Raw genomic sequence first — 19758 nt, 5'->3', positions numbered from 1 at the left:
ATAAATAAATTACATTTGTAAAACGCACAATTTAAAACAAAATGAAAAACCTAATATTACTATTTGCTTTAACATTAATTTTTAATGTATCTGCACAAGAAGAAGATATGTCTAATCTTAATTGGCTTACAGATTTAGAAGAAGCAAAATTAATTTCATTAAAAGAAAAGAAACCAATTCTATTATATTTCACAGGAAGCGATTGGTGTGCACCTTGTAAAATGTTAAAACAAGACTTTTTCAGCACTCCTAAATTTGAAGAAAAGGCAGAAAAGATGGTTTTGGTGATGGTAGATATCCCAAGAAGAGTAGATATTATTTCTCCAGAACAAAAGAAAATTAATATGGACTTGGTTCGTAAGTATAATAAAAACGGAAGCTATCCAAATTTGGTTGCTTTAAACGCAAAAGGAAAAGTAATTGGTGAAATATCAGGCTATACCTTTCTGCGTGAAACAGATAGACACTATGCTTTTGTAGACTCGGTATTAGAGAATTATTAAAAGAATAAATAATTTATAAAAAGCGTCAAAACTTAGGGTTTTGGCGCTTTTTTTATTCCTTATATTAGTCGTAAATTTGAAAAACTAACAATACAAATATGCCTGGATTTGAACTTTTTGGAGATAAAGAACGCAAGGAAGTAAACGATGTTTTAGATTCTGGAGTGCTTATGCGCTATGGTTTTGATGGTATGCGAAATGGCCATTGGAAAGCTAAAGAACTAGAGCAAACCTTAGAAGAAAAACTACAAGTGAAGCATGCTCAATTAGTTTCTAGCGGAACTGCAGCTGTGACAATTGCTTTAGCAGCAGCAGGTATTGGAGCAGGAGATGAGGTTATTATGCCAACTTTTACATTTGTGGCTAGTTTTGAAGCTATTATGATGCTAGGAGCTATTCCTGTTTTAGTAGATATTGATGATACTTTAACCTTAGACCCTAAAGCGGTTGAGGCTGCTATTACTCCTAAAACAAAAGCTATAATGCCTGTGCATATGTGCGGAAGTATGGCAGATATGGGTGCTTTAATAAAGATATGTAAGGAGCATGATTTAATTCTTTTAGAAGATTCCTCTCAAGCTACAGGAGCTACTTATAAAGGAAAACCATTGGGAAGTATTGGAGATTTAGGTTGTCTATCTTTAGATTTTGTGAAAATTATTACAGCAGGTGAAGGGGGAGCAGTACTTACTAATAATCCGAAATATGCATTACATGCAGATCGTTTTTCAGATCACGGGCACGATCATAAAGGAAACGATAGAGGAGCAGAAACGCATCCGTTTTTAGGATATAATTTTAGAATTTCAGAATTACATGCAGCTGTAGGTTTGGCGCAATTAAAGCGTTTAGATGAGTTTGTAGCTATTCAGAAGAAGAACTATAACATGCTACGTGAAGCGCTTTCTAGAATTCCTGAAATTACTTTTAGAACCGTTCCGGAAGGGGGAGAAGAAAGCTATTCGTTTTTAAGCTTCTTTTTACCAGATATAGAAACTGCAAGAAAAGCTTCAGCAGCATTGAAGGATCATGGTGTAGATGCTTGTTTCCATTATTATGACAATAATTGGCACTATATAAGAAAATGGGAGCATCTTAAAGAACTTAAGACTTTATATCCTATTCCTGCAGAAGTAAAAGAAGGTTTAAAATACCTTCAAACCAAAACCTTTGAGCAATCTGATAGCTATATTGGAAGAAATATTTCCTGCTTAATTAAATTGTCTTGGACAGAAGAGGAGGTGAAAGAAAGAGCTAATAAAATGCGTAATGTAATTACTTCTGTGTTAACTAAGAGTTAGTTAGGTGTTTGTGTACTAGGCTTTTTTTTACTAATCTATAAAGATTTTGATGTTTTACAGAACATAAAAAGTTAATATTGAAAAGGAAACAACTAAAGTAAAAACTAAAGTTGTTTCCTTTTTTTTAATAGCTTACATACTCTACAATTTCTAATCCGTAGCCAATCATACCAACACGTTTGCTTTGCTCTGAGTTAGAGATTAGTTTTAATTTATGGATGTTTAAATCGTGTAATATTTGCGCGCCAATACCAAAATCTTTATTGTCCATTTTAATTCTTGGAGCTTTTACAATTTTGTTAGGTTCTTGTGCGTCTTTTAAGATGTGTAATCTGTTTAATAAGTTAATAGACTGAGCATCTTGATTTATAAAGATAATAGCACCTTTTCCAGCCTTATTAATCACACGAAACATATCATCTAATTTTTCGTCGGCATTATTAGTTAAAGTACCTAAGATGTCGTTGTTTACTAGGGTAGAGTTTACTCGTGTTAAAACCGCTTCGTTCGTAGCCCAATCACCTTTGGTTAAGGCTATATGCACTTGATTGTTTGTAGTTTGTTGGTATGCTCTTAAACGGTAGCTTCCAAAACGAGTTTCTATATTAAAGTCTTCTTTTTTCTCAATTAAAGAATCATGAAGCATTCTGTATGCTACTAAATCTTCAATAGAAACAATTTTTAAATCGAATTTTTTAGCAACTTTATAAAGTTGTGGTAAGCGAGCCATGGTTCCGTCTTCGTTCATGATTTCTACAATCACTCCAGCTGGCTCAAGTCCGGCTAAACGGGCAAAATCTATGGCAGCTTCGGTATGACCTGTTCTACGTAGAACACCACCTTCTCTAGCAACTAAAGGGAAAATATGTCCTGGTCTTGCAAGTTCAAAAGGTCTTGTGTCTCTATCTATAAGTGCCTTAACGGTTTTTGCTCTGTCACTTGCAGAAATTCCTGTAGTAACACCATTTCCTCTTAAATCTACCGAAATAGTAAAGGCAGTTTCCATAGGATCGGTGTTGTTATCTACCATCATATTTAGCTCTAAAGCTTTGCAACGTTTTTCGGTAAGAGGAGTACAAATTAAACCACGACCATGTGTAGCCATGAAATTAATCATTTCCGGAGTTACTTTTTCTGCTGCAGCAAGAAAATCTCCTTCATTCTCCCTGTCTTCATCATCTACAACAATAATTACCTTTCCATTTTTAATGTCGTTTATCGCATCTTCAATGGTGTCTAGCTTATACTCTTTATTGTTGTTTTCAGTTTTTGTCTTCATGTTACAAAGATATTGCTTATTTTAAAGTATTGTAAAAGTCTTCGTTGATTTTGTTTCTTCTTAAATAATGGGTTAAAGGGTAAAAAATAAAACCAAAAATAAGTATAAATGGGTTTTTTGAATTTGTTTTATCCTTTAGGAAACTATAAAGTTTCTTCATATTTAGCCATGCTTTTAAATAATAGAATACTACTAAAGCAAAGGAAATTACGCTTAGTTGTACCGATGCTGAAGCAAAGCTTGGTAGTTTGTTGTTTCTGAATACAAAAAACAGAATTAAAGTAACTAAGCCTGAAATATAGAAAACGAAAGCAGTTTTAGAATGAAAGTTATAGTCTTTAGAAATAGCTTGTACCGCTTTCGTGTCTTCCGCTTTTATGGTGTTTTCTGAAGTTTTTTCTTCTACTTTTTCTTTGTTTTTTGATTTTATTTTGAAAATCTTTTTTAGAGGTTCAACAATATGATCAAATTCAAAAAGGCCTCTATCTTCTGTAGCTCTTTTGGTTAAGAATATTCCGAGAGGTAACATAACTAAGGTTGAAAACCATGCGGCAAGCATCGGGTTGAAGCTTCCGTCTTTAGCACTGTTTTTTGCGAAAATTCCAATAAAGTGATAGGTAAGGAATAATAGAATGGCGACAACCATTGGTAAACCAATACCTCCCTTTCTAATTAAAGCTCCTAGTGGCGCACCAACAAAGAATAAAATAATACAAGCAAAACCTAAGGCAAACTTTTCGTGTAAAGCAATAATATGTTTGTTGTAATTTATGTTCTTTCCTTTGAAATTGGTTTCTTTTGTCAGGATTATTTGTCTGGTGCTTTTAGTTGCGTTTAAGGCTAAATCAACTAATTGTATTTTCTTATTGTTTTCAAAAATATCTATAATAGAATTACCAGTAAAAACGGAATCTTTTGCAGGGGTAATTCCTGTGTTAAGGGCATTGATATGGGATCTATTATGCAGGTTTTCTGCTAATTCATCATAATCCTTTTTTGTTTCTAATTTTAGAGAATCTATCGTATAGCTAAGATCTCTAATGTTTAGCATGGTATAATTATCTGTAATATTCTTTTCGTCTAAATCTAGATTAGTCTGATCTGATAGGTCTATGTTGAAGGTGTATTTTTGGAAGTGACTTTTTACTAAGGGATGCTTTTGTCTAGCTTTAAAGTCTCTAGGAGGGGTGTCGTCATAAAAATACCCATCGTGTAAAATTAGTTTCAATACACTAGATTTTTCATCTCCTATAAGTTCACCTGTTTTAGAAACAATAGTTCTATGGTTTTTGTTTCCACCAGAACTACTAGTTTTCTCATGAATAACAACTCCTTTTAGGTCCTTACCGTTTAGTCCGCTTTTCTTTTCTACCTTAATATTAAAATTTCCAACATCATTAAACTGTCCTTCGGCAATTACCATTGCAGGCTTTAGTTTTTGAATGTTTTTTCTAAGGTTATATGAATTATATTCTCCCCACGGAATTACGTTATTACTAAAAAAGAAGGTAGTTATTCCTAGAATTCCAATAAATATCCCCAACCCGGTCATTGCACGCTGTAGGGAAATTCCGGTAGATTTCATTGCGGCAAATTCATAGTTTTCGGCGAAATTTCCAAAAACCATGATGGAGGATAATAGGATGGTAAGGGGTAAAACTAAGGGAACTAATTTTGGTGAATAATATAATAGAAACTTTAAAACAACCACTAAATCTAAATCTTTACCGGCAAGTTCTTTAATGAAAAGCCAAATGGTTTGTAAAACAAAAATCAGCATGAGTATTAAAAACACGCTGATAAAAGTCTTTAGATAAGTGCTTAAAATGTATCTATCTAATATTTTCACACTTTATTTTGTTGCTAATTAGTTGAGGTTTAGTTTAGTCCAGATTTTCTATGTAATAATCTGTGTATTTACTTTTGTCAAAGGTAAATAAGGATTTTGATATTGGCTCGTTAGTTTTAAAAGAATTAACAGTTAAAGTCGTTTTTGTACCGTTTTTACCTGTTTCAATTAAATTGTAAATATGCTTTGTGTGTGCATCAATCCCTAAAAGAATAGATTTAATTTCTGAATTAGAATCTTTCGGATTTAATAAAACATACTGAATTTTTCTTCCTTGTACATTTTGAACAATATCCATTTTGTAGGTAAATCCATCTTCGTAAAAAGATAACATTTTACTAGGAGTGATACTTCCTTCGTCGTCCATGCTTTCTGAAGAAATAGTTACTTGCTCATCTTCTGGACTAATACTGTAAAGTGTTTTACCATCGTAAATTCTAGTAATACCAAGGATGTTTAATTTGTATTTTTCCCCTTGCATCACTACATCTCCACGTGTTTCTTGTTTTATGTTTTCTGCTGTATTATGTAATACGTATTTAAAATCTATAGCAATATTGTCATAGCTTTTAACTTTTTTAGAAACTTCGTCTAATAATGCTTTTGCATCGTTTTGAGCAAAGCTTGTTATACTTAGTAAAAGGGTGAATATGAAAATTAACTTCTTCATAATGGGTGTTTGTTTTTCTTTTTGTTATAGTTATTCGTTTTCTAATAATTGATCGAGAGCAACTAAATCTGGAACTAATACTTGTCTTGCTTTACTTCCTTCAAAACCACCAACAATTCCTGCAGCTTCCAACTGGTCTATTAAGCGCCCTGCACGATTGTAACCTAATTTTAACTTACGTTGCAATAGGGATGCAGAACCTTGTTGTGATGTAACAATAATTTCGGCAGCTTCTCTAAATAGTTTGTCTCTATCATTTATATCTATATCAATACTTGTGCCACTTTCTTCACCAACATACTCTGGAAGTAGATGTGCTTCAGGATAAGCTTTTTGCGCACCAATAAAATCTACTATTCTTTCTACTTCTGGAGTATCAACAAAAGCACATTGTATACGAATCATTTCGTTTCCTTGGGTATAAAGCATGTCTCCACGACCAATAAGTTGATCTGCTCCAGCGCCATCTAAAATGGTTCTAGAGTCAATTTTACTAGTAACTCTAAATGCAATTCTTGCAGGGAAGTTTGCTTTAATAATACCAGTAATTACGTTTACCGATGGTCTTTGTGTTGCAATTATTAGGTGAATACCAATAGCACGAGCTAATTGCGCTAAACGAGCAACAGGGGTTTCTACTTCCTTACCAGCAGTCATAATTAAATCGGCAAACTCATCTACCACTAAAACGATATATGGTAAGTATGCATGTCCATCATTCGGATTTAATTTACGTGCTTTAAACTTGGTATTATATTCTACAATATTTCTACATAATGCATTTTTAAGCATTTCGTAGCGGTTATCCATTTCAATACAAAGCGAGTTTAATGTATGAATAACCTTAGTGTTATCTGTGATAATAGCTTCTGCTTCGTCTGGAAGTTTAGCTAAATAATGACGTTCTATTTTATTAAATAAAGTAAGCTCTACTTTTTTAGGATCTACTAAAACAAACTTAACTTCTGCAGGATGTTTTTTGTAGAGTAGGGAGGTAAGTACTGCATTTAATCCAACCGATTTACCTTGACCTGTAGCTCCTGCCATTAGCATGTGTGGCATTTTAGCAAGGTCTACTACAAAGGTTTCGTTGCTAATGGTTTTACCAAATGCTATAGGTAGCTGCATTTCAGATTTTTGAAACTTCTGCGATGCTATTACAGAACGCATAGAAACGATTGTAGAGTTTTTGTTTGGAACCTCAATTCCAATAGTTCCTTTTCCAGGAATTGGAGCAATAATACGAATGCCTAAAGCCGAAAGTGATAAAGCAATATCGTCTTCTAGGTTTTTAATTTTAGAAATTCGTACTCCAGCATCTGGAACAATTTCGTATAAAGTAACTGTTGGACCAATGGTAGCTTTTATACTAGCAATACCAATTTTATAATTATTAAGGGTGTCAACAATTCTATTCTTATTCTCTTCTAATTCCTCTTGATTTATAGTAATACCTTCAGAATCGTATTTTTTAAGTAAGTCTAGGGTAGGGAATTTGTAATTTCCAAGTTCTAAAGTTGGATCAAATGCACCATAGTCTTCTACTAGTTTATTTGCTAGGTTATCTGTTTCAGAAATTTCTTCTTCTGTTTTTTCTACTTCAATTTCTAAGTGGTCTTCTTCTTTTGCAACTTCCACTTCAAAACTTTCAGAAACTTTAGTCTCTTTTGGTTTTGCAGGTGCTTCCGATTTTGGTTTATCTTCTACAACTTGTTTCTCTTCGTCTAAACTAATTTGATGTGCCTTTTTAATTTCTTCTGCTTCCGCAGTTAAATCATTATCTAAAGGTTTTAGATCTTCTTTGATGTTGTCTATATCCTCGCTAATTTCTTTTTTAGCTTTATGGAATAGTCTTTGGAACGTTTCAACGGTAACTTTAAGTCGAATAGCTAAATAGGTTATTAATCCGAAAAGGAGTAGGAGTATGGTTCCTGTTTTTCCAATATAAGCTTGTAAAAAATCATTGATTTCAAAACCGATAGTTCCGCCTAAAAAATCATTTTTATAAGAGAAGAAACCAAAAAGAATAGAAAACCAAATAACGATGCTTGTTCCCCAAAACCAATGTCTGCGAAGTTTTTCTAATTTTAATTTTAATAAAATGTAGATTCCTGAAAGGGAAACTAAGCCGGAAAAAATAAAGGAAGAAACACCAAAACCACGTTGAATAAAAAAATCGCTTAACCAAGCGCCAGTTTTACTCAGCCAATTTTCTGCTTCTACTTCTTTAGTAGTAAACTCACTTAAGATACTTTGATCTGCTTTCCCAGTAAAAAAGAAAGATAGAAATGCTATAAAAAGCAATAAACCAAGCATAGCTATTAAACTTCCGTAGACCAATCTTTGTTGGTTTGTAAGTTTAAAATTTAAGTTTGGCGCCTTGAATCTAGGTTCTTTTTTAGCTTTAGTTTTTGTTTTAGTTTTCTTTTTTGCCATATTTACTTTCTGCGAAAGTGCAAATCTTTAGTCTTTATTGATGTATTAGCTTATTTAAATTTGATAAGAAACAAAAATACAAATTAGTAACGTTAACGAAACTTTATTTAAAAAAATTGTAAACAATGTTTTTAAAAGCTTTTGTATGCTGTATCAACTAAAAAATCTTGGGGTAATATATGATACAACCTACTATTGCTGCAGCTACTGCAAATAAAAATACTGCTCCAGCGGCAAGATCTTTTATAAGTCCGATTTTAGGATGAAATTCTGGGTGTATAAAATCTGCAATTTCCTCAATAGCTGTATTCATACCTTCAATTGCTAAAATAAGAGCAATACAAAGTGTTTGAATCATCCATTCTGTAGCAGAAATATCGTAGTAAAACCCAAGAATAGTAAGTAATACCCCAATACTAAATTGTACTTTAATACTGTTTTCGGTAGTTACTAATAAATAAGCACCTTTAAAGGCGTATTTAATACTTTTAAGTCGGTTAACTAAAAAGGAATCTTTTTGATTATTCATGTGCTATAAGGCTGTTGGAGCAACTTTACTTATTAAAAAAATATCTACAAAACCTGGTTAGGCTTTGTAGATAAAGTTAAGTAATTATTTTAAATAGTTTATTTTAAAGCTTCTAATGCTGCTTTATAATTAGGTTCGTCTGCAATTTCTTGAACTTGCTCTGTGTGTTTTATGATTCCGTTTTCATCTAAAACAACCACACAACGAGAGTGAAGAGTTTCTAATGGACCGTTAGTAAAGTTTAGTCCGTAATTTTTTCCGAAGCTTCCGTCTTTAAAATCCGAAAGGTTTACCACGTTATCTAGCCCTTCCGCTCCACAAAAACGAGCTTGTGCAAAAGGAAGATCGTGAGAAATACATAATACTTTTGTGTTTTCAAGGTTACTAGCTTCTTTGTTAAAAGTTCTAACCGATTGCGCACAGGTACCAGTATCAATACTTGGGAATATGTTTAGTACTACTTTACTTCCTGCAAAATCAGATAAAGATTTAGAAGATAAGTCGGTTGCTGTTAGTGTGAAATCTGGTGCTTTTGTACCAACTTTAGGTAGTTCGCCAGATGTTTTTATTGGATTTCCTTGTAGGGTTAATGTTGCCATAATATCTATTTTTTGTTGAAGTATAAAATTAAGAATTTTTGTGCTCTTATTGTAACAGAAAGCCATAAAAAAACCACTTCTAAATAGAAGTGGTTTTTATCTTTTAGTATTTAAAATTTCAATTATTTATCAATCGAACCTAATACTCTTTTCATGAAGTTATTTAAAGCTTCTCTTTTAGGTGTACCATCTTTAACCATTTTGTTAACTTCAATGGCACCGTACATATTAGAAATAAGCTCTCCTATTATATTAAGTTCTTCATCTGTGAGCGAAGAAACTTCTGTTAATGATTCTAGCGTTTCAATGGTTTCGTTTACGAAATCCTCATCGTTAGTTTCTATAAATTCTGTAAGGTGTTTTATAATTGGTAACTTCATGTTTATAAAATATTTTAGATTTTCGCTTTCGCGGAAATAATTAATACTTGGTTCTTATTAAATAACTTCAGAAACTAGTTCTTGTAACACATCTGCTTTGTTTGTTTGCGTTTGCTTTACAAATTCTCCGTTCTTGAAAGTAGCAAATGTTGGTAAATTATCTACCGTTGCCATTTTACGTGATTCTGGAAATTTTTCAGCATCTACAATTACAAAAGTTGCATTTTCATTTTCTGAAGCTAATTTTTTAAATTTTGGCTTCATAATTCTACAGTTTCCACACCATGTAGCAGAAAACTGTACTACAACAGTTTCGTTATTTGAAACTATTTCTGCTAAGTTATCTTGAGTCAATTCTTGCATAATAAATACTTTTTTAATGAGTTAAAATTAGTGAGAAGCTAAATATTCAGCTGTACCTTTAGCGTTAGCTTGCATAGCGTCTTCACCTTCTTGCCAGTTTGCAGGACAAACTTCACCTTTTTCTTGTACGTGTGTTAAAGCATCAATGATACGTAAGAATTCGTTTACGTTTCTTCCGATTGGCATATTGTTTACACCTTCGTGTTGTACTACACCATCTTCGTCGATTATGTAAGTAGCTCTGTAAGTTACGTTATCACCTTCTACTACATATAATCCTGACTCTTCATCGTACTCTCCTTCAGTCACATCTAAGATTCCTAAAGCGGAAGCTAAGTTTCTGTTAGAGTCTGCTAAGATTGGGTAAGTTACACCTTCAATTCCACCGTTGTCTTTTGGCGTGTTTAACCATGCAAAGTGAACTTCTGGAGTATCACAAGAAGCACCAATTACGATTGTGTTTCTTTTTTCAAATTCAGCTAAAGCATTTTGGAAAGCGTGTAATTCTGTTGGACATACAAAAGTGAAATCTTTTGGGTACCAGAATAAAAGAACTTTTTTCTTGTTGTTTACTGCTTCTTCAAATACGTTTAATTTAAAAGTGTCTCCCATTTCGTTCATGGCATCTACATTCAAATTCGGAAATTTTTTACCTACTGCTGTCATTGTATATATTTTTTAGTTATTAATTTTTTTATTTACTACAAATATACAATAGAAGCTTCATATTTCATGGTTAATGAAATTGTAAAATTTTATCTACATATAGAGTTTAGTTATAGTTGGTTTTAAAAACCATAAATAAACTTTATTTAGATTTTAGCATCCTGATTTTAAGGTTTAAAGCAGCAAAGAATAGGGTGGTGAATGGGCTTAGCCAGTTGAAAATTGCGTAAATAAAATATTCGCTTACTCCAACTCCTAATACTCCAGATTGGTATGCTCCGCAGGTGTTCCAAGGAATTAATACAGAAGTAACAGTTCCAGAATCCTCCAAAGTTCTACTTAAGTTTTCAGGAGCAAGACCTTTGTCTTCGTAGGCTTTTTTAAACATTTTACCTGGAATAACAATGGCTAAATATTGATCGGATGCAATTGCATTAAGTCCTAAACAGCTAATAACGGTGCTGGCAAATAAACCAAATACCGTAGTTGCAAGTTTTAAAAGTTCTTTCGTGATTCTAGATAGAGCTCCTATAGCATCCATGATGCCACCAAATACCATTGCGCAGCAAATTAAGAAGATAGTCCATAACATTCCCTTCATACCACCGGCAGAAAAAAGATCGTTTAGTTTTTCGTTATCGGTAGTTATTTGGGTGTCTGTAAAAACAGCATTTATAATTGCAGAAAAGTTAGAATCGGATAAACCGTTTAAAACATCAGATTGAAATATAAATGCAAAAACAGCAGCCAATAAAACTCCTGAAGATAAAGCGACAAGTGGTTTTGTTTTTAATAAAATTAAAGCGATTACTGCAACTGGCACTAAAAATAATAATGGAGTGATGTTAAAAGTGTTTTTAATACTTTCTAATAAATCACTTACATCAGCAGAACCCGTTGTATCAATTGTAGCACTCATTATAGAGAATGCTATTAAGGTGATAATTATAGTAGGAACTGTAGTGAAAGCCATATATCTAATATGTGTAAACAAATCTGTTCCTGCCATAGCAGGAGCAAGGTTTGTAGTATCACTTAATGGGGACATTTTATCTCCAAAATAGGCACCAGAAATTACAGCACCAGCAATCATACCTGGATGGATTCCTAAAGCGGAACCAATACCGATTAATGCAATACCAACGGTTGCAGAGGTTGTCCAAGAACTTCCAGTTGCAATAGAAATTATTGCACAAATAATTACCGAAGCAGGTAAGAATATAGCAGGGCTTAAAACTTGTAGTCCGTAGTAAACCATTGCAGGAATTACACCGCTTACCAACCAAGTTCCAGCTAATGCACCTACAAGAAAAAGAATCATAATGGGAATAAAGACACTTTTCAGGTTTTCATAAACCTCTTTCACCATTGTAATAGGTGAAACCTTATTAAAAATGCCATCCATAAAAGCTACAAAACCACCAATTAAAAGAATGATTTGGTTAGAGTACTCACCAAACATTTCTCCGCCAGCTAAAAAGATATTATAAGCAAGTAAACCCATTAAAACAACAACAGGAATCAGTGCTTCTAAGATATTTAACTCTTTATTGTCTACAATCTTTTGTTCTTGTATTTTGATTTTGGATAGGTTATCGTCTTCGTGCATAATTGAGGTCGGTTTAATGGATGTAATGTTACGATTTTCACTTAAAGTATGCAAATGGAATTACTCCGCTTCACTTTGTGTTAGTTTATTGGTGCTGATTTATAAATAAGTATGGGTGGTAAATTTAGTGCATTAAAAAGCCTGAATAAATCAGGCTTTTTGTTTTACTACTCGGTATAAAGTATTTTATTATTTAATGATATCTAATTCGATCATGCAGGCTTTCATCATTTCAAAAGTTCGTTCGATATCTGCATCTAATCCTATAGAGAATCTTATTAATCCGTCTGTTAAGCCCATTTCAGCTTGTTCCTCCTCTGGAATTTCAGAAGAAGTAGAACTACCTGGAGCAGAGAATAAGGTTTTATAGAATCCTAAACTAACCGCTAGGTATCCAAGGTTTTTCTCTTGCATTAATTCCATTAGAGCATTTGCTTTTTCTAAAGACCCAGCATCAATGGTTAGCATACCTCCAAAACCGTACTGCTCATTCATCATACTTTTGAATAATTTATGAGATGGGTGAGATACCAATCCTGGATATACAGTTTTAAGTCCTAGTCCTTCAAATTTTTCAGCAAGATAGGAAGCGTTTAAGCTATGTTGTTGCATTCTAATATGAAGTGTTCTTAGGTTTTTTAAGATAGAAGCAGCACGTAGGCTGTCCATTGTAGAACCTAAAAGCATACATGCTCCATCATTTACATTACGTAATTCGTCAATAAACTCTTGTGTTCCACAAACAACTCCTCCAACAGTATCCGAAGATCCGTTGATAAATTTTGTTAAACTGTGTAATACTACATCTGCACCTAATTTTGCAGGTGAAACAGATAAAGGAGAAAAAGTGTTATCTACTACTAATTTAAGATGATGTTTTTTTGCTATTTTAGATAAAGCTGCAATATCTGCTACTTCTAATAAAGGATTACTAACAGACTCGCAGTATAATATTTTTGTTGTAGGCGTAATTGCTGCTTCTACTGCTTCTAGGTTTGTAATGTTTACAAATGAAGTTTTTACATTAAATCTAGGAGCAAAGTTCTTAAGGAAAGCGTAAGTTCCACCATAAATAGTTCTACTAGAAACTACGTGATCTCCAGATCCGCATAGCTGCATTATCACCGGAGTGATTGCACCCATTCCAGAAGCTGTAACGTTTGCTGTTTCTGTTCCTTCCATGGCTGCAAGTGCTTCGCCTAAATAAAGGTTGGAAGGTGTAGAATGACGAGAATATAAATAGCACCCATCTGCATTACCTTCAAAAGTATCAAACATGGTTTTAGCCGATAAGAAAGTGTAAGTAGAGGAATCAGAAATAGAAGGGTTTACTCCTCCAAATTCTCCAAAATATTGTAAGTCTTGTATGTTGTTTGCTGGTTTAAATTTCATGTAGTTTTATGTTTTAATAGAAATTTTTGGTTGATTAGTTTTACGTAAAACTCGTTAAAATTAGGTTAATAATCAATGCTTATGTGTTTATTGAGAAAAAAAATCTATTTTTATTCTTTAAAACAGTTTAATATTAATCAAAACAAGATAAAATTAACTCTAATCTGAAAATTTTTCGTTATGACCTTTGATGCAATCGACAGAAAACTAATACAACTTCTTCAGGAAGATAGTAAACAGACCAATAAAGAACTTTCTAATAAATTAAATCTTTCGGTTACGGCTGTGTACGAAAGAATTAAAAAGTTAGAGAATCATAACGTTATAAATAAGTATGTTGCACTAATTAATAACGATAAAATCGAGAAGTCATTCGTTACTTTTTGTCATGTAAAACTTATTCAGCATACTCAAGAATATGTTATTAAGTTTGAAGAAGAAGTGGCAAATTTACCCGAAGTTTTAGAGTGTTATCATATAAGTGGTGATTATGACTACTTATTAAAGGTAATTGTAAAAGACATGGGAGCTTTTAGAGAATTTATGGTAAATAGATTAACTAAAATCAACCATATAGGAAGCACTTTAAGTATGTTTGTTATTAATGAAGTAAAACATACAACAGCTATTAGTATTTAATACCCTAAACCTGAATTTCTATACTTGACAAAATATTTATGAAAAAACATTTCCTCTTAATCGCTTTAGTTTTATTAATAGTTTCCTGTTCTAGTGTTAAAAAGCATAACGAACAAATCTCATCACTTCATTCTGTAGCTTCTCTGCAAAGCGATGTGGATAAAGCTTATAATCAACTAAAAAAGCACCATCCTAATCTTGATTTATACATAAGTGCAGAGGAATTAGAGTTTAAATTCGACAGTTTAAAACAAAGCATAAAGCAGCCCCTTACAAGCTATGAGTTTTATCATAAACTAGCGCCTGTGGTTAAAAATGTACGACAAGGACATTTAAAAGTATTTGCACCTAAAAAAAGATATACTAAAAAGGAGTATAGAGAGCGGCTTAAAAAGAAATTCAATTTTACGGAACTCGATCTAGATTATATTGAAGATAAACTTTTGGTGACTAATATAAGGTCTAAAGATTCTTTTTTAATCGGAAGCGAAATCATTAAAATTGAAGATGAAGCCGTTCCAGAAATAGTAACAGGTTTTAAAAAGCAAATTGCTTCAGATGGATACAATACCACTTTATATGATAGGGTAATAGGAAAACGTTTTGCAAGCTATTACTTTAGTGATAAATATTCTGTAGACAGCTTAGAGGTAACTTTTAAAAAGGAAGACTCTATTTTTAATAAAACATTTAAGATAGTAGATAAGGAAGAAAAGAAACAAGACAGCATTCCTAAAGACAGTATAAAAAAAGATACTATAGTTGCTCCAAAACTTAGCAAGGCAGAACGCAAAGCAAAAAGACTTAAAGAGAAAGAACTTCGCGAGCATCATCGTGTGTATGGCTATGTAAAATCAAGAAAGGAATACACTCGAAATATAGAGTTTATAGGAAAAGATAGCACGGTTGCTTATATGAAGATTCGAGGGTTTATAGGTGGAAAATATAAAGATTTCTACGAGGAAGTTTTTCATAAAATAGAAGAAGCTAAATCTGAAAACTTAATAATTGATTTACGAGATAATGGAGGAGGAAGTCTAGCTGAAATAGCCGAATTATACTCTTATTTAACCGATGAACCCCATCAGTTTATTAAAAAAAGCGAGGTAAATAGTAGAGTTCCTTTTTTAAAAGCATTTATGTCGAATACCACACCAACAGGATTAAAAATATTTCTAGGAGCGATTTCGCCTGTAGTAATTGCACACAATTATTTAAAAACTAGCAAAGTAGATGGGAAGTTATATTACAAGCACAAGCAGTCAAAAATAGCAGAACCAAAAGAAAATAATTTTAAAGGAAATGTTTATGTCTTAATCAACGGGCATTCTTTTTCTGCATCCTCTGTTTTATCCAACCAATTACAAGCAAATAAAAGAGCTGTTTTTGTAGGAGAAGAGACTGGTGGAGCATATAATTCTACTGTTGCAGGAGTATTTAAAGAGTACGAATTGCCAGAAAGTAAATTGCAATTACAAATAGGATTAATGCAATTAGAAACTCCTCACAAACAAGAGCCAGAAGGCTATGGTGTAAAACCAGATTATGAGATTTTACCAACACTAACAGACAAATTAGAAAATAAGGATCCAGAATTAAATTGGATCTTAGAAACCATTGAAAACCAAAAATAACAAGCTTTGTTAATCTAAAATCAAAAGTTCCCATTTATGAAATATCAAAGGATGGTTTATTTCTTTTAGAATACTCTAAAAATTCATTAGTTCTCATTCGCAAATCATAAATGTAAATTGTACTTTTGTACTCGATTTTTAACGAACTACAAAAAATTTCTTATGAATTCATACGATGTAGCAATAATTGGTTCAGGTCCTGGAGGATATGTAGCAGCAATTCGTTGCGCACAATTAGGCATGAAAACTGCCCTTATTGAAAAATACTCAACCCTTGGTGGAACTTGTTTAAACGTTGGTTGTATACCAAGTAAAGCACTTTTAGACTCTAGTCATCATTATGAAGATGCTATCAAACATTTTGAAGAGCACGGAATTGATATCCCTGGAGATATTAAAGTAAATCTAAAACAAATGATTGCTCGTAAGCAATCTGTAGTAGATCAAACTACTGGTGGAATAGATTTCTTAATGAAGAAAAACAAAATTGACGTTTATCAAGGCTTAGGATCTTTTAAAGACGCTACGCATATTACTATTTCTGGAGAAGAAACTACAGAAATTGAAGCTAAAAATACAATTATAGCTACAGGTTCAAAACCATCTACTTTACCATTTATAGAAATTGATAAAGAAAGAATTATTACTTCAACAGAAGCTTTAAAGCTTAAAGAAATTCCAAAACACATGATTGTTATTGGAGGAGGAGTAATTGGTTTAGAGTTAGGACAAGTTTATAAAAGACTAGGAGCAGAAGTTTCAGTTATAGAATTTATGGACAGAATTGTTCCTACTATGGATGCTGGTGTTTCTAAAGAATTAAACAAAGTTTTAAAGAAACAAAAATTCAAAATAAACACTTCTCACAAAGTACAGTCTGTAGAGCGTAACGGAGATGAAGTTATTGTAAAGGCTGAAAACAAAAAAGGAGAAGTAGTAACTTTTACAGGTGATTACTGTTTAGTTTCTGTAGGTCGTAGACCATATACAGACGGATTAAACGCTGAAGCTGCAGGAGTGAAATTAAATGAAAGAGGTCAAGTAGAAGTAAACGAACATTTACAAACTAGTGCTTCTAACATTTACGCAATTGGTGATGTAATTAAAGGAGCGATGTTAGCTCATAAAGCCGAAGAAGAAGGTGTATTTGTAGCTGAAACTTTAGCTGGACAAAAACCACATATCGATTATAACTTAATTCCAGGTGTTGTTTATACTTGGCCAGAAGTAGCTGCTGTTGGTAAAACAGAAGAGCAACTTAAAGAAGCAGGTGTAGCTTATAAAATAGGTCAGTTTCCAATGCGTGCTTTAGGTAGAAGTAGAGCTAGTATGGATTTAGATGGATTTGTAAAAGTACTTGCAGATAAATCTACTGACGAAATTTTAGGAGTACATATGGTTGGTGCACGTGCTGCAGATATGATTGCTGAAGCAGTTGTAGCTATGGAGTACAGAGCTTCTGCCGAAGACGTATCTAGAATGTCTCATGCACACCCTACCTTTACAGAAGCAATTAAAGAAGCTGCTTTAGCTGCTACAGAAGATAGAGCTTTACATATTTAATTTTTACGAAAGTGAAAATTTAAAAATAGCATAAAAAAAAAGCAACCATTTTTGGTTGCTTTTTTTTATGCTATAATATTTTCTATTTAGTCTTTACCAAAAAGACGTTTAAAGAAGCCTTTTTTCTTGCGTTCGGCTTTTCTTTTAGCTTTTTCCTGTTCCTTTTTATAAGATGTTTCTTGTTTTTTAAACAGTTCAAAGAACTTCTCAACTCCAGTTTTTTCTTTAAAATCTTCGCAGTCTAATTGCAGTCTTTCAAATTCTGTAAGAGGAGAAAAATGTGCATTGAGTTCCTTTCTTAATTTCGTATTGCTTTCAGCTTTCTTAAGTGTTTTAGCAACAAGTGGCATGGCTAAAGAACTTCCAGCTCCTAATCCGCTATTAAAATGTATTTTTGGCGAATCGCAACCCACACGACTTACCACTACAATATTTGGGTTATAGCCAACAAACCAAGCATCTGTATAGTCCTGTGAGGTTCCTGTTTTTCCTGCTAAAGGTAAAGTAACTCCATACTGACTACGTAAACGTTGCCCGGTTCCTCGCGAAATAGCATTTTGGAGAATTTCATTTATAAAGGCTGTGCTTTGTTTGGAAAGTGCTTCTTTTCCTGATTTGTGTTTGTGTTCGTAAAGCACTTCACCCGACGATGTTTCAATTTTCACAATCGTATATGGGGTGGTAGCTTTTCCGGAATTGGCAAAAACACTATAAGCATTTGCTACTTCGTAAATACTAGCATTGGTAGTTCCTAAAGCTAATGAAGGAACATTTTTTAGTCTAGAGCTAAATTTCAATCGAGACCATATAGTATCTAGTTTTTCAAAATCTGTTTCTAGATATAAGTTTATAGTCGGAATGTTTTTGGAATTTAATAATGCTCCTTGCATGGAGTATTTACCGCCAAAAGTATTGTCGGCATTCTTTGGACTCCAGTTTTTATACTCTTTTAGTTGAATAGAATCGTTATCTAGATAATAACAAGGGTGTTTACCACTTTCAAAAGCAGTAGCATACAATATAGGTTTAAAAGTAGAAGCCAATTGTCGTTGCGAAAATATTTGATCATAGGCATAACGCTGGTTATCAATTCCACCTACATAAGCTTTTACTGCTCCCGTTTTTGGGGATAAAGCAAGTAAACCTGCATGAAGAATGGTGTTTTCTAAGCTTAGGCTATCTAGCGTACTAATAGAATCTGTTTTAGATTCTTTCCAACTAAATATAGATTGTTTTCGTTTCACTTTTGCAGAATCTGGATGTATCTTCATCTGTTTTAATTGCGTTTCTACTAAAGTGTTTAAAATTCTTTTTTGATATTTATTGCGTTGGTATTGTGCTCTTATTTTCTCCTGCATATCGCTTAAATGCGAAGCAAAAGCTTCTGTGGCATAGGTTTGTAATTCTTCGTTTAAGGTTGTAGAAATTACTAAACCATCCTTTTCAATATCATAAGATGTTTTATCTACTTTATTTATAGAATCAATAATTTTGATTGCTTCTTTTTTTACATAAGTAAGGAAATGCCCAGCTTTGTTTTTAGTAGTTAGATTATTGTAATTTAATTTTAAAGGAAGTTGTTTTAGCGAGTCGGCAGTTTTTTTGTTAATGTATTCATACCGATGCATCTGGTTTAAAACCACATTTCTACGCATTAAGGCATTGTCAGGGTTTTTATTAGGATTGTAGTAGGTGTTCGCTTTTAAAATCCCAACAAGAACAGCAGATTCTTCGATATTTAAATCGCTAACTTTTTTATTAAAATAGCGTAGAGCAGCACTTTCAATTCCGTAAACATTTTCGCCAAAAGCTACCGTGTTAAAATACAGGGTAAGTATGTTTTCTTTGGAGAAAATAGATTCGATGCGTTTGGCCTGAATAATTTCCTTCGTTTTATTTACAGGAAGGCTTAAAAAACCGTGATTGCTTCTTCCAAACATGTTTTTTGCCAACTGTTGCGAAATGGTGCTTCCGCCACCAGATCGTTTGTCTCCTGATAAAATAGATTTGAAAAGTACACGCAACAGACTTCGGGTATCTACACCGTCATGTTCAAAAAAACGTGCATCTTCGGTAGCAACTAAAGCATTTATTAAGTGTTTTGGGAATTCTTCGAAGTTTGCATTTGTTCGGTTTTTATCAAAGTATTTCCCTAAAACCACCTCGTTTTCAGATAAGACCACAGAAGCTGTTTCATTTTTATAATGAATAAGTTCTTCTTCTGTATATATTTTTCCGAAGACATTCCAACGAACAGCTAGAATAAAAAGGACTAGAAGTAAGAATAAGCCGATTGCTATTTTAGCAGCTAAAAGTATGTAGCGTTTCAAATAAGTCAGGTTTTAA

Annotated in this window: 17 protein-coding genes; 5 read left to right on the top strand and 12 right to left on the bottom strand. The window is 32.9% G+C overall.

The window, feature by feature from the left end; genetic code table 11:
- The first annotated feature begins 41 nt into the window (after positions 1-41).
- Complete coding sequence (locus DU428_RS07665; protein WP_072351662.1) at positions 42-503, top strand: thioredoxin family protein; 462 nt, start codon at positions 42-44, stop codon at positions 501-503.
- Positions 504-601: 98 nt separating this feature from the next.
- A complete protein-coding gene (locus tag DU428_RS07660) occupies positions 602-1804 on the top strand; it encodes a DegT/DnrJ/EryC1/StrS family aminotransferase (protein ID WP_072351663.1) in 1203 nt (400 codons plus the stop codon).
- Positions 1805-1928: 124 nt separating this feature from the next.
- Here DU428_RS07660 and ribB read toward each other — a convergent pair whose 3' ends face one another.
- The 11 genes from ribB to DU428_RS07605 form a co-directional block, all read right to left on the bottom strand.
- Positions 1929-3083, bottom strand: coding sequence for a 3,4-dihydroxy-2-butanone-4-phosphate synthase (gene ribB / locus DU428_RS07655; RefSeq protein WP_072351664.1), 1155 nt, complete (start codon positions 3081-3083; stop codon positions 1929-1931).
- Positions 3084-3099: 16 nt separating this feature from the next.
- Entirely contained in the window at positions 3100-4932 is a 1833-nt protein-coding gene (locus tag DU428_RS07650) for an LptF/LptG family permease (protein ID WP_113965983.1), read from the bottom strand.
- A gap of 34 nt (positions 4933-4966) precedes the next feature.
- Positions 4967-5602, bottom strand: a complete 636-nt coding sequence (locus DU428_RS07645) for a LolA family protein (RefSeq protein ID WP_072351666.1) — start codon at positions 5600-5602, stop codon at positions 4967-4969.
- Positions 5603-5632: 30 nt separating this feature from the next.
- A complete protein-coding gene (locus DU428_RS07640; protein ID WP_113965984.1) occupies positions 5633-8038 on the bottom strand; it encodes a DNA translocase FtsK in 2406 nt (801 codons plus the stop codon).
- 157 nt (positions 8039-8195) lie between these two features.
- The gene (locus DU428_RS07635) at positions 8196-8567 is read right to left on the bottom strand and encodes a diacylglycerol kinase (protein WP_113965985.1); all 372 of its coding nucleotides are present in this window, start codon (positions 8565-8567) and stop codon (positions 8196-8198) included.
- Between the two features lie 98 nt (positions 8568-8665).
- Complete coding sequence (gene tpx, locus DU428_RS07630; RefSeq protein ID WP_072351672.1) at positions 8666-9166, bottom strand: thiol peroxidase; 501 nt, start codon at positions 9164-9166, stop codon at positions 8666-8668.
- 122 nt (positions 9167-9288) lie between these two features.
- The gene (locus tag DU428_RS07625; protein WP_072351674.1) at positions 9289-9546 is read right to left on the bottom strand and encodes a DUF6952 family protein; all 258 of its coding nucleotides are present in this window, start codon (positions 9544-9546) and stop codon (positions 9289-9291) included.
- Between the two features lie 57 nt (positions 9547-9603).
- Positions 9604-9912 carry a thioredoxin family protein gene (locus DU428_RS07620; RefSeq protein WP_072351675.1) on the bottom strand — a complete coding sequence of 103 codons (309 nt, stop codon included), beginning with the start codon at positions 9910-9912 and terminating at the stop codon, positions 9604-9606.
- A 24-nt stretch (positions 9913-9936) separates the two neighbouring features.
- Positions 9937-10575: a peroxiredoxin gene (locus DU428_RS07615; RefSeq protein ID WP_072351677.1), complete on the bottom strand. Its 639-nt coding sequence runs from the start codon at positions 10573-10575 to the stop codon at positions 9937-9939.
- Positions 10576-10717: 142 nt separating this feature from the next.
- Positions 10718-12184 (bottom strand): Na+/H+ antiporter NhaC, encoded by a 1467-nt coding sequence (nhaC, locus tag DU428_RS07610; RefSeq protein WP_113965986.1) that lies wholly within the window; start codon positions 12182-12184, stop codon positions 10718-10720.
- A gap of 189 nt (positions 12185-12373) precedes the next feature.
- A complete protein-coding gene (locus tag DU428_RS07605; RefSeq protein WP_113965987.1) occupies positions 12374-13576 on the bottom strand; it encodes an aminotransferase class I/II-fold pyridoxal phosphate-dependent enzyme in 1203 nt (400 codons plus the stop codon).
- A 180-nt stretch (positions 13577-13756) separates the two neighbouring features.
- Between DU428_RS07605 and DU428_RS07600 the strand changes: the two genes are divergently transcribed.
- From DU428_RS07600 to lpdA, 3 genes are all read left to right on the top strand, one after another.
- On the top strand, positions 13757-14215 hold the full coding sequence (locus DU428_RS07600; RefSeq protein ID WP_072351683.1) for an Lrp/AsnC family transcriptional regulator: 459 nt from the start codon (positions 13757-13759) through the stop codon (positions 14213-14215).
- A 38-nt stretch (positions 14216-14253) separates the two neighbouring features.
- Positions 14254-15849: a S41 family peptidase gene (locus DU428_RS07595; RefSeq protein ID WP_113965988.1), complete on the top strand. Its 1596-nt coding sequence runs from the start codon at positions 14254-14256 to the stop codon at positions 15847-15849.
- A gap of 162 nt (positions 15850-16011) precedes the next feature.
- Positions 16012-17412, top strand: a complete 1401-nt coding sequence (gene lpdA / locus DU428_RS07590) for a dihydrolipoyl dehydrogenase (protein WP_113965989.1) — start codon at positions 16012-16014, stop codon at positions 17410-17412.
- 86 nt (positions 17413-17498) lie between these two features.
- Here the strand turns inward: lpdA and DU428_RS07585 are convergent, their stop codons facing one another.
- Positions 17499-19742, bottom strand: a complete 2244-nt coding sequence (locus DU428_RS07585) for a transglycosylase domain-containing protein (protein ID WP_113965990.1) — start codon at positions 19740-19742, stop codon at positions 17499-17501.
- Positions 19743-19758: the final 16 nt, after the last annotated feature.

The organism is Oceanihabitans sediminis (genome assembly GCF_003337215.1).
In the GTDB taxonomy this organism is placed as follows: Bacteria; Bacteroidota; Bacteroidia; order Flavobacteriales; family Flavobacteriaceae; genus Oceanihabitans; species Oceanihabitans sediminis.
This window is presented reverse-complemented; position numbering and strand designations above follow the sequence as displayed.

Excerpts from the sequence above, each read along its gene's own strand:
- DU428_RS07665 (WP_072351662.1), top strand. The coding sequence starts at position 42 with ATGAAAAACCTAATATTACTATTTGCTTTAACATTAATTTTTAATGTA.
- DU428_RS07660 (WP_072351663.1), top strand. The coding sequence starts at position 602 with ATGCCTGGATTTGAACTTTTTGGAGATAAAGAACGCAAGGAAGTAAAC.
- ribB (WP_072351664.1), bottom strand. The coding sequence starts at position 3,083 with ATGAAGACAAAAACTGAAAACAACAATAAAGAGTATAAGCTAGACACC.
- DU428_RS07645 (WP_072351666.1), bottom strand. The coding sequence starts at position 5,602 with ATGAAGAAGTTAATTTTCATATTCACCCTTTTACTAAGTATAACAAGC.
- DU428_RS07640 (WP_113965984.1), bottom strand. The coding sequence starts at position 8,038 with ATGGCAAAAAAGAAAACTAAAACAAAAACTAAAGCTAAAAAAGAACCT.
- DU428_RS07635 (WP_113965985.1), bottom strand. The coding sequence starts at position 8,567 with ATGAATAATCAAAAAGATTCCTTTTTAGTTAACCGACTTAAAAGTATT.
- tpx (WP_072351672.1), bottom strand. The coding sequence starts at position 9,166 with ATGGCAACATTAACCCTACAAGGAAATCCAATAAAAACATCTGGCGAA.
- DU428_RS07625 (WP_072351674.1), bottom strand. The coding sequence starts at position 9,546 with ATGAAGTTACCAATTATAAAACACCTTACAGAATTTATAGAAACTAAC.
- DU428_RS07615 (WP_072351677.1), bottom strand. The coding sequence starts at position 10,575 with ATGACAGCAGTAGGTAAAAAATTTCCGAATTTGAATGTAGATGCCATG.
- nhaC (WP_113965986.1), bottom strand. The coding sequence starts at position 12,184 with ATGCACGAAGACGATAACCTATCCAAAATCAAAATACAAGAACAAAAG.
- DU428_RS07605 (WP_113965987.1), bottom strand. The coding sequence starts at position 13,576 with ATGAAATTTAAACCAGCAAACAACATACAAGACTTACAATATTTTGGA.
- DU428_RS07600 (WP_072351683.1), top strand. The coding sequence starts at position 13,757 with ATGACCTTTGATGCAATCGACAGAAAACTAATACAACTTCTTCAGGAA.
- DU428_RS07595 (WP_113965988.1), top strand. The coding sequence starts at position 14,254 with ATGAAAAAACATTTCCTCTTAATCGCTTTAGTTTTATTAATAGTTTCC.
- lpdA (WP_113965989.1), top strand. The coding sequence starts at position 16,012 with ATGAATTCATACGATGTAGCAATAATTGGTTCAGGTCCTGGAGGATAT.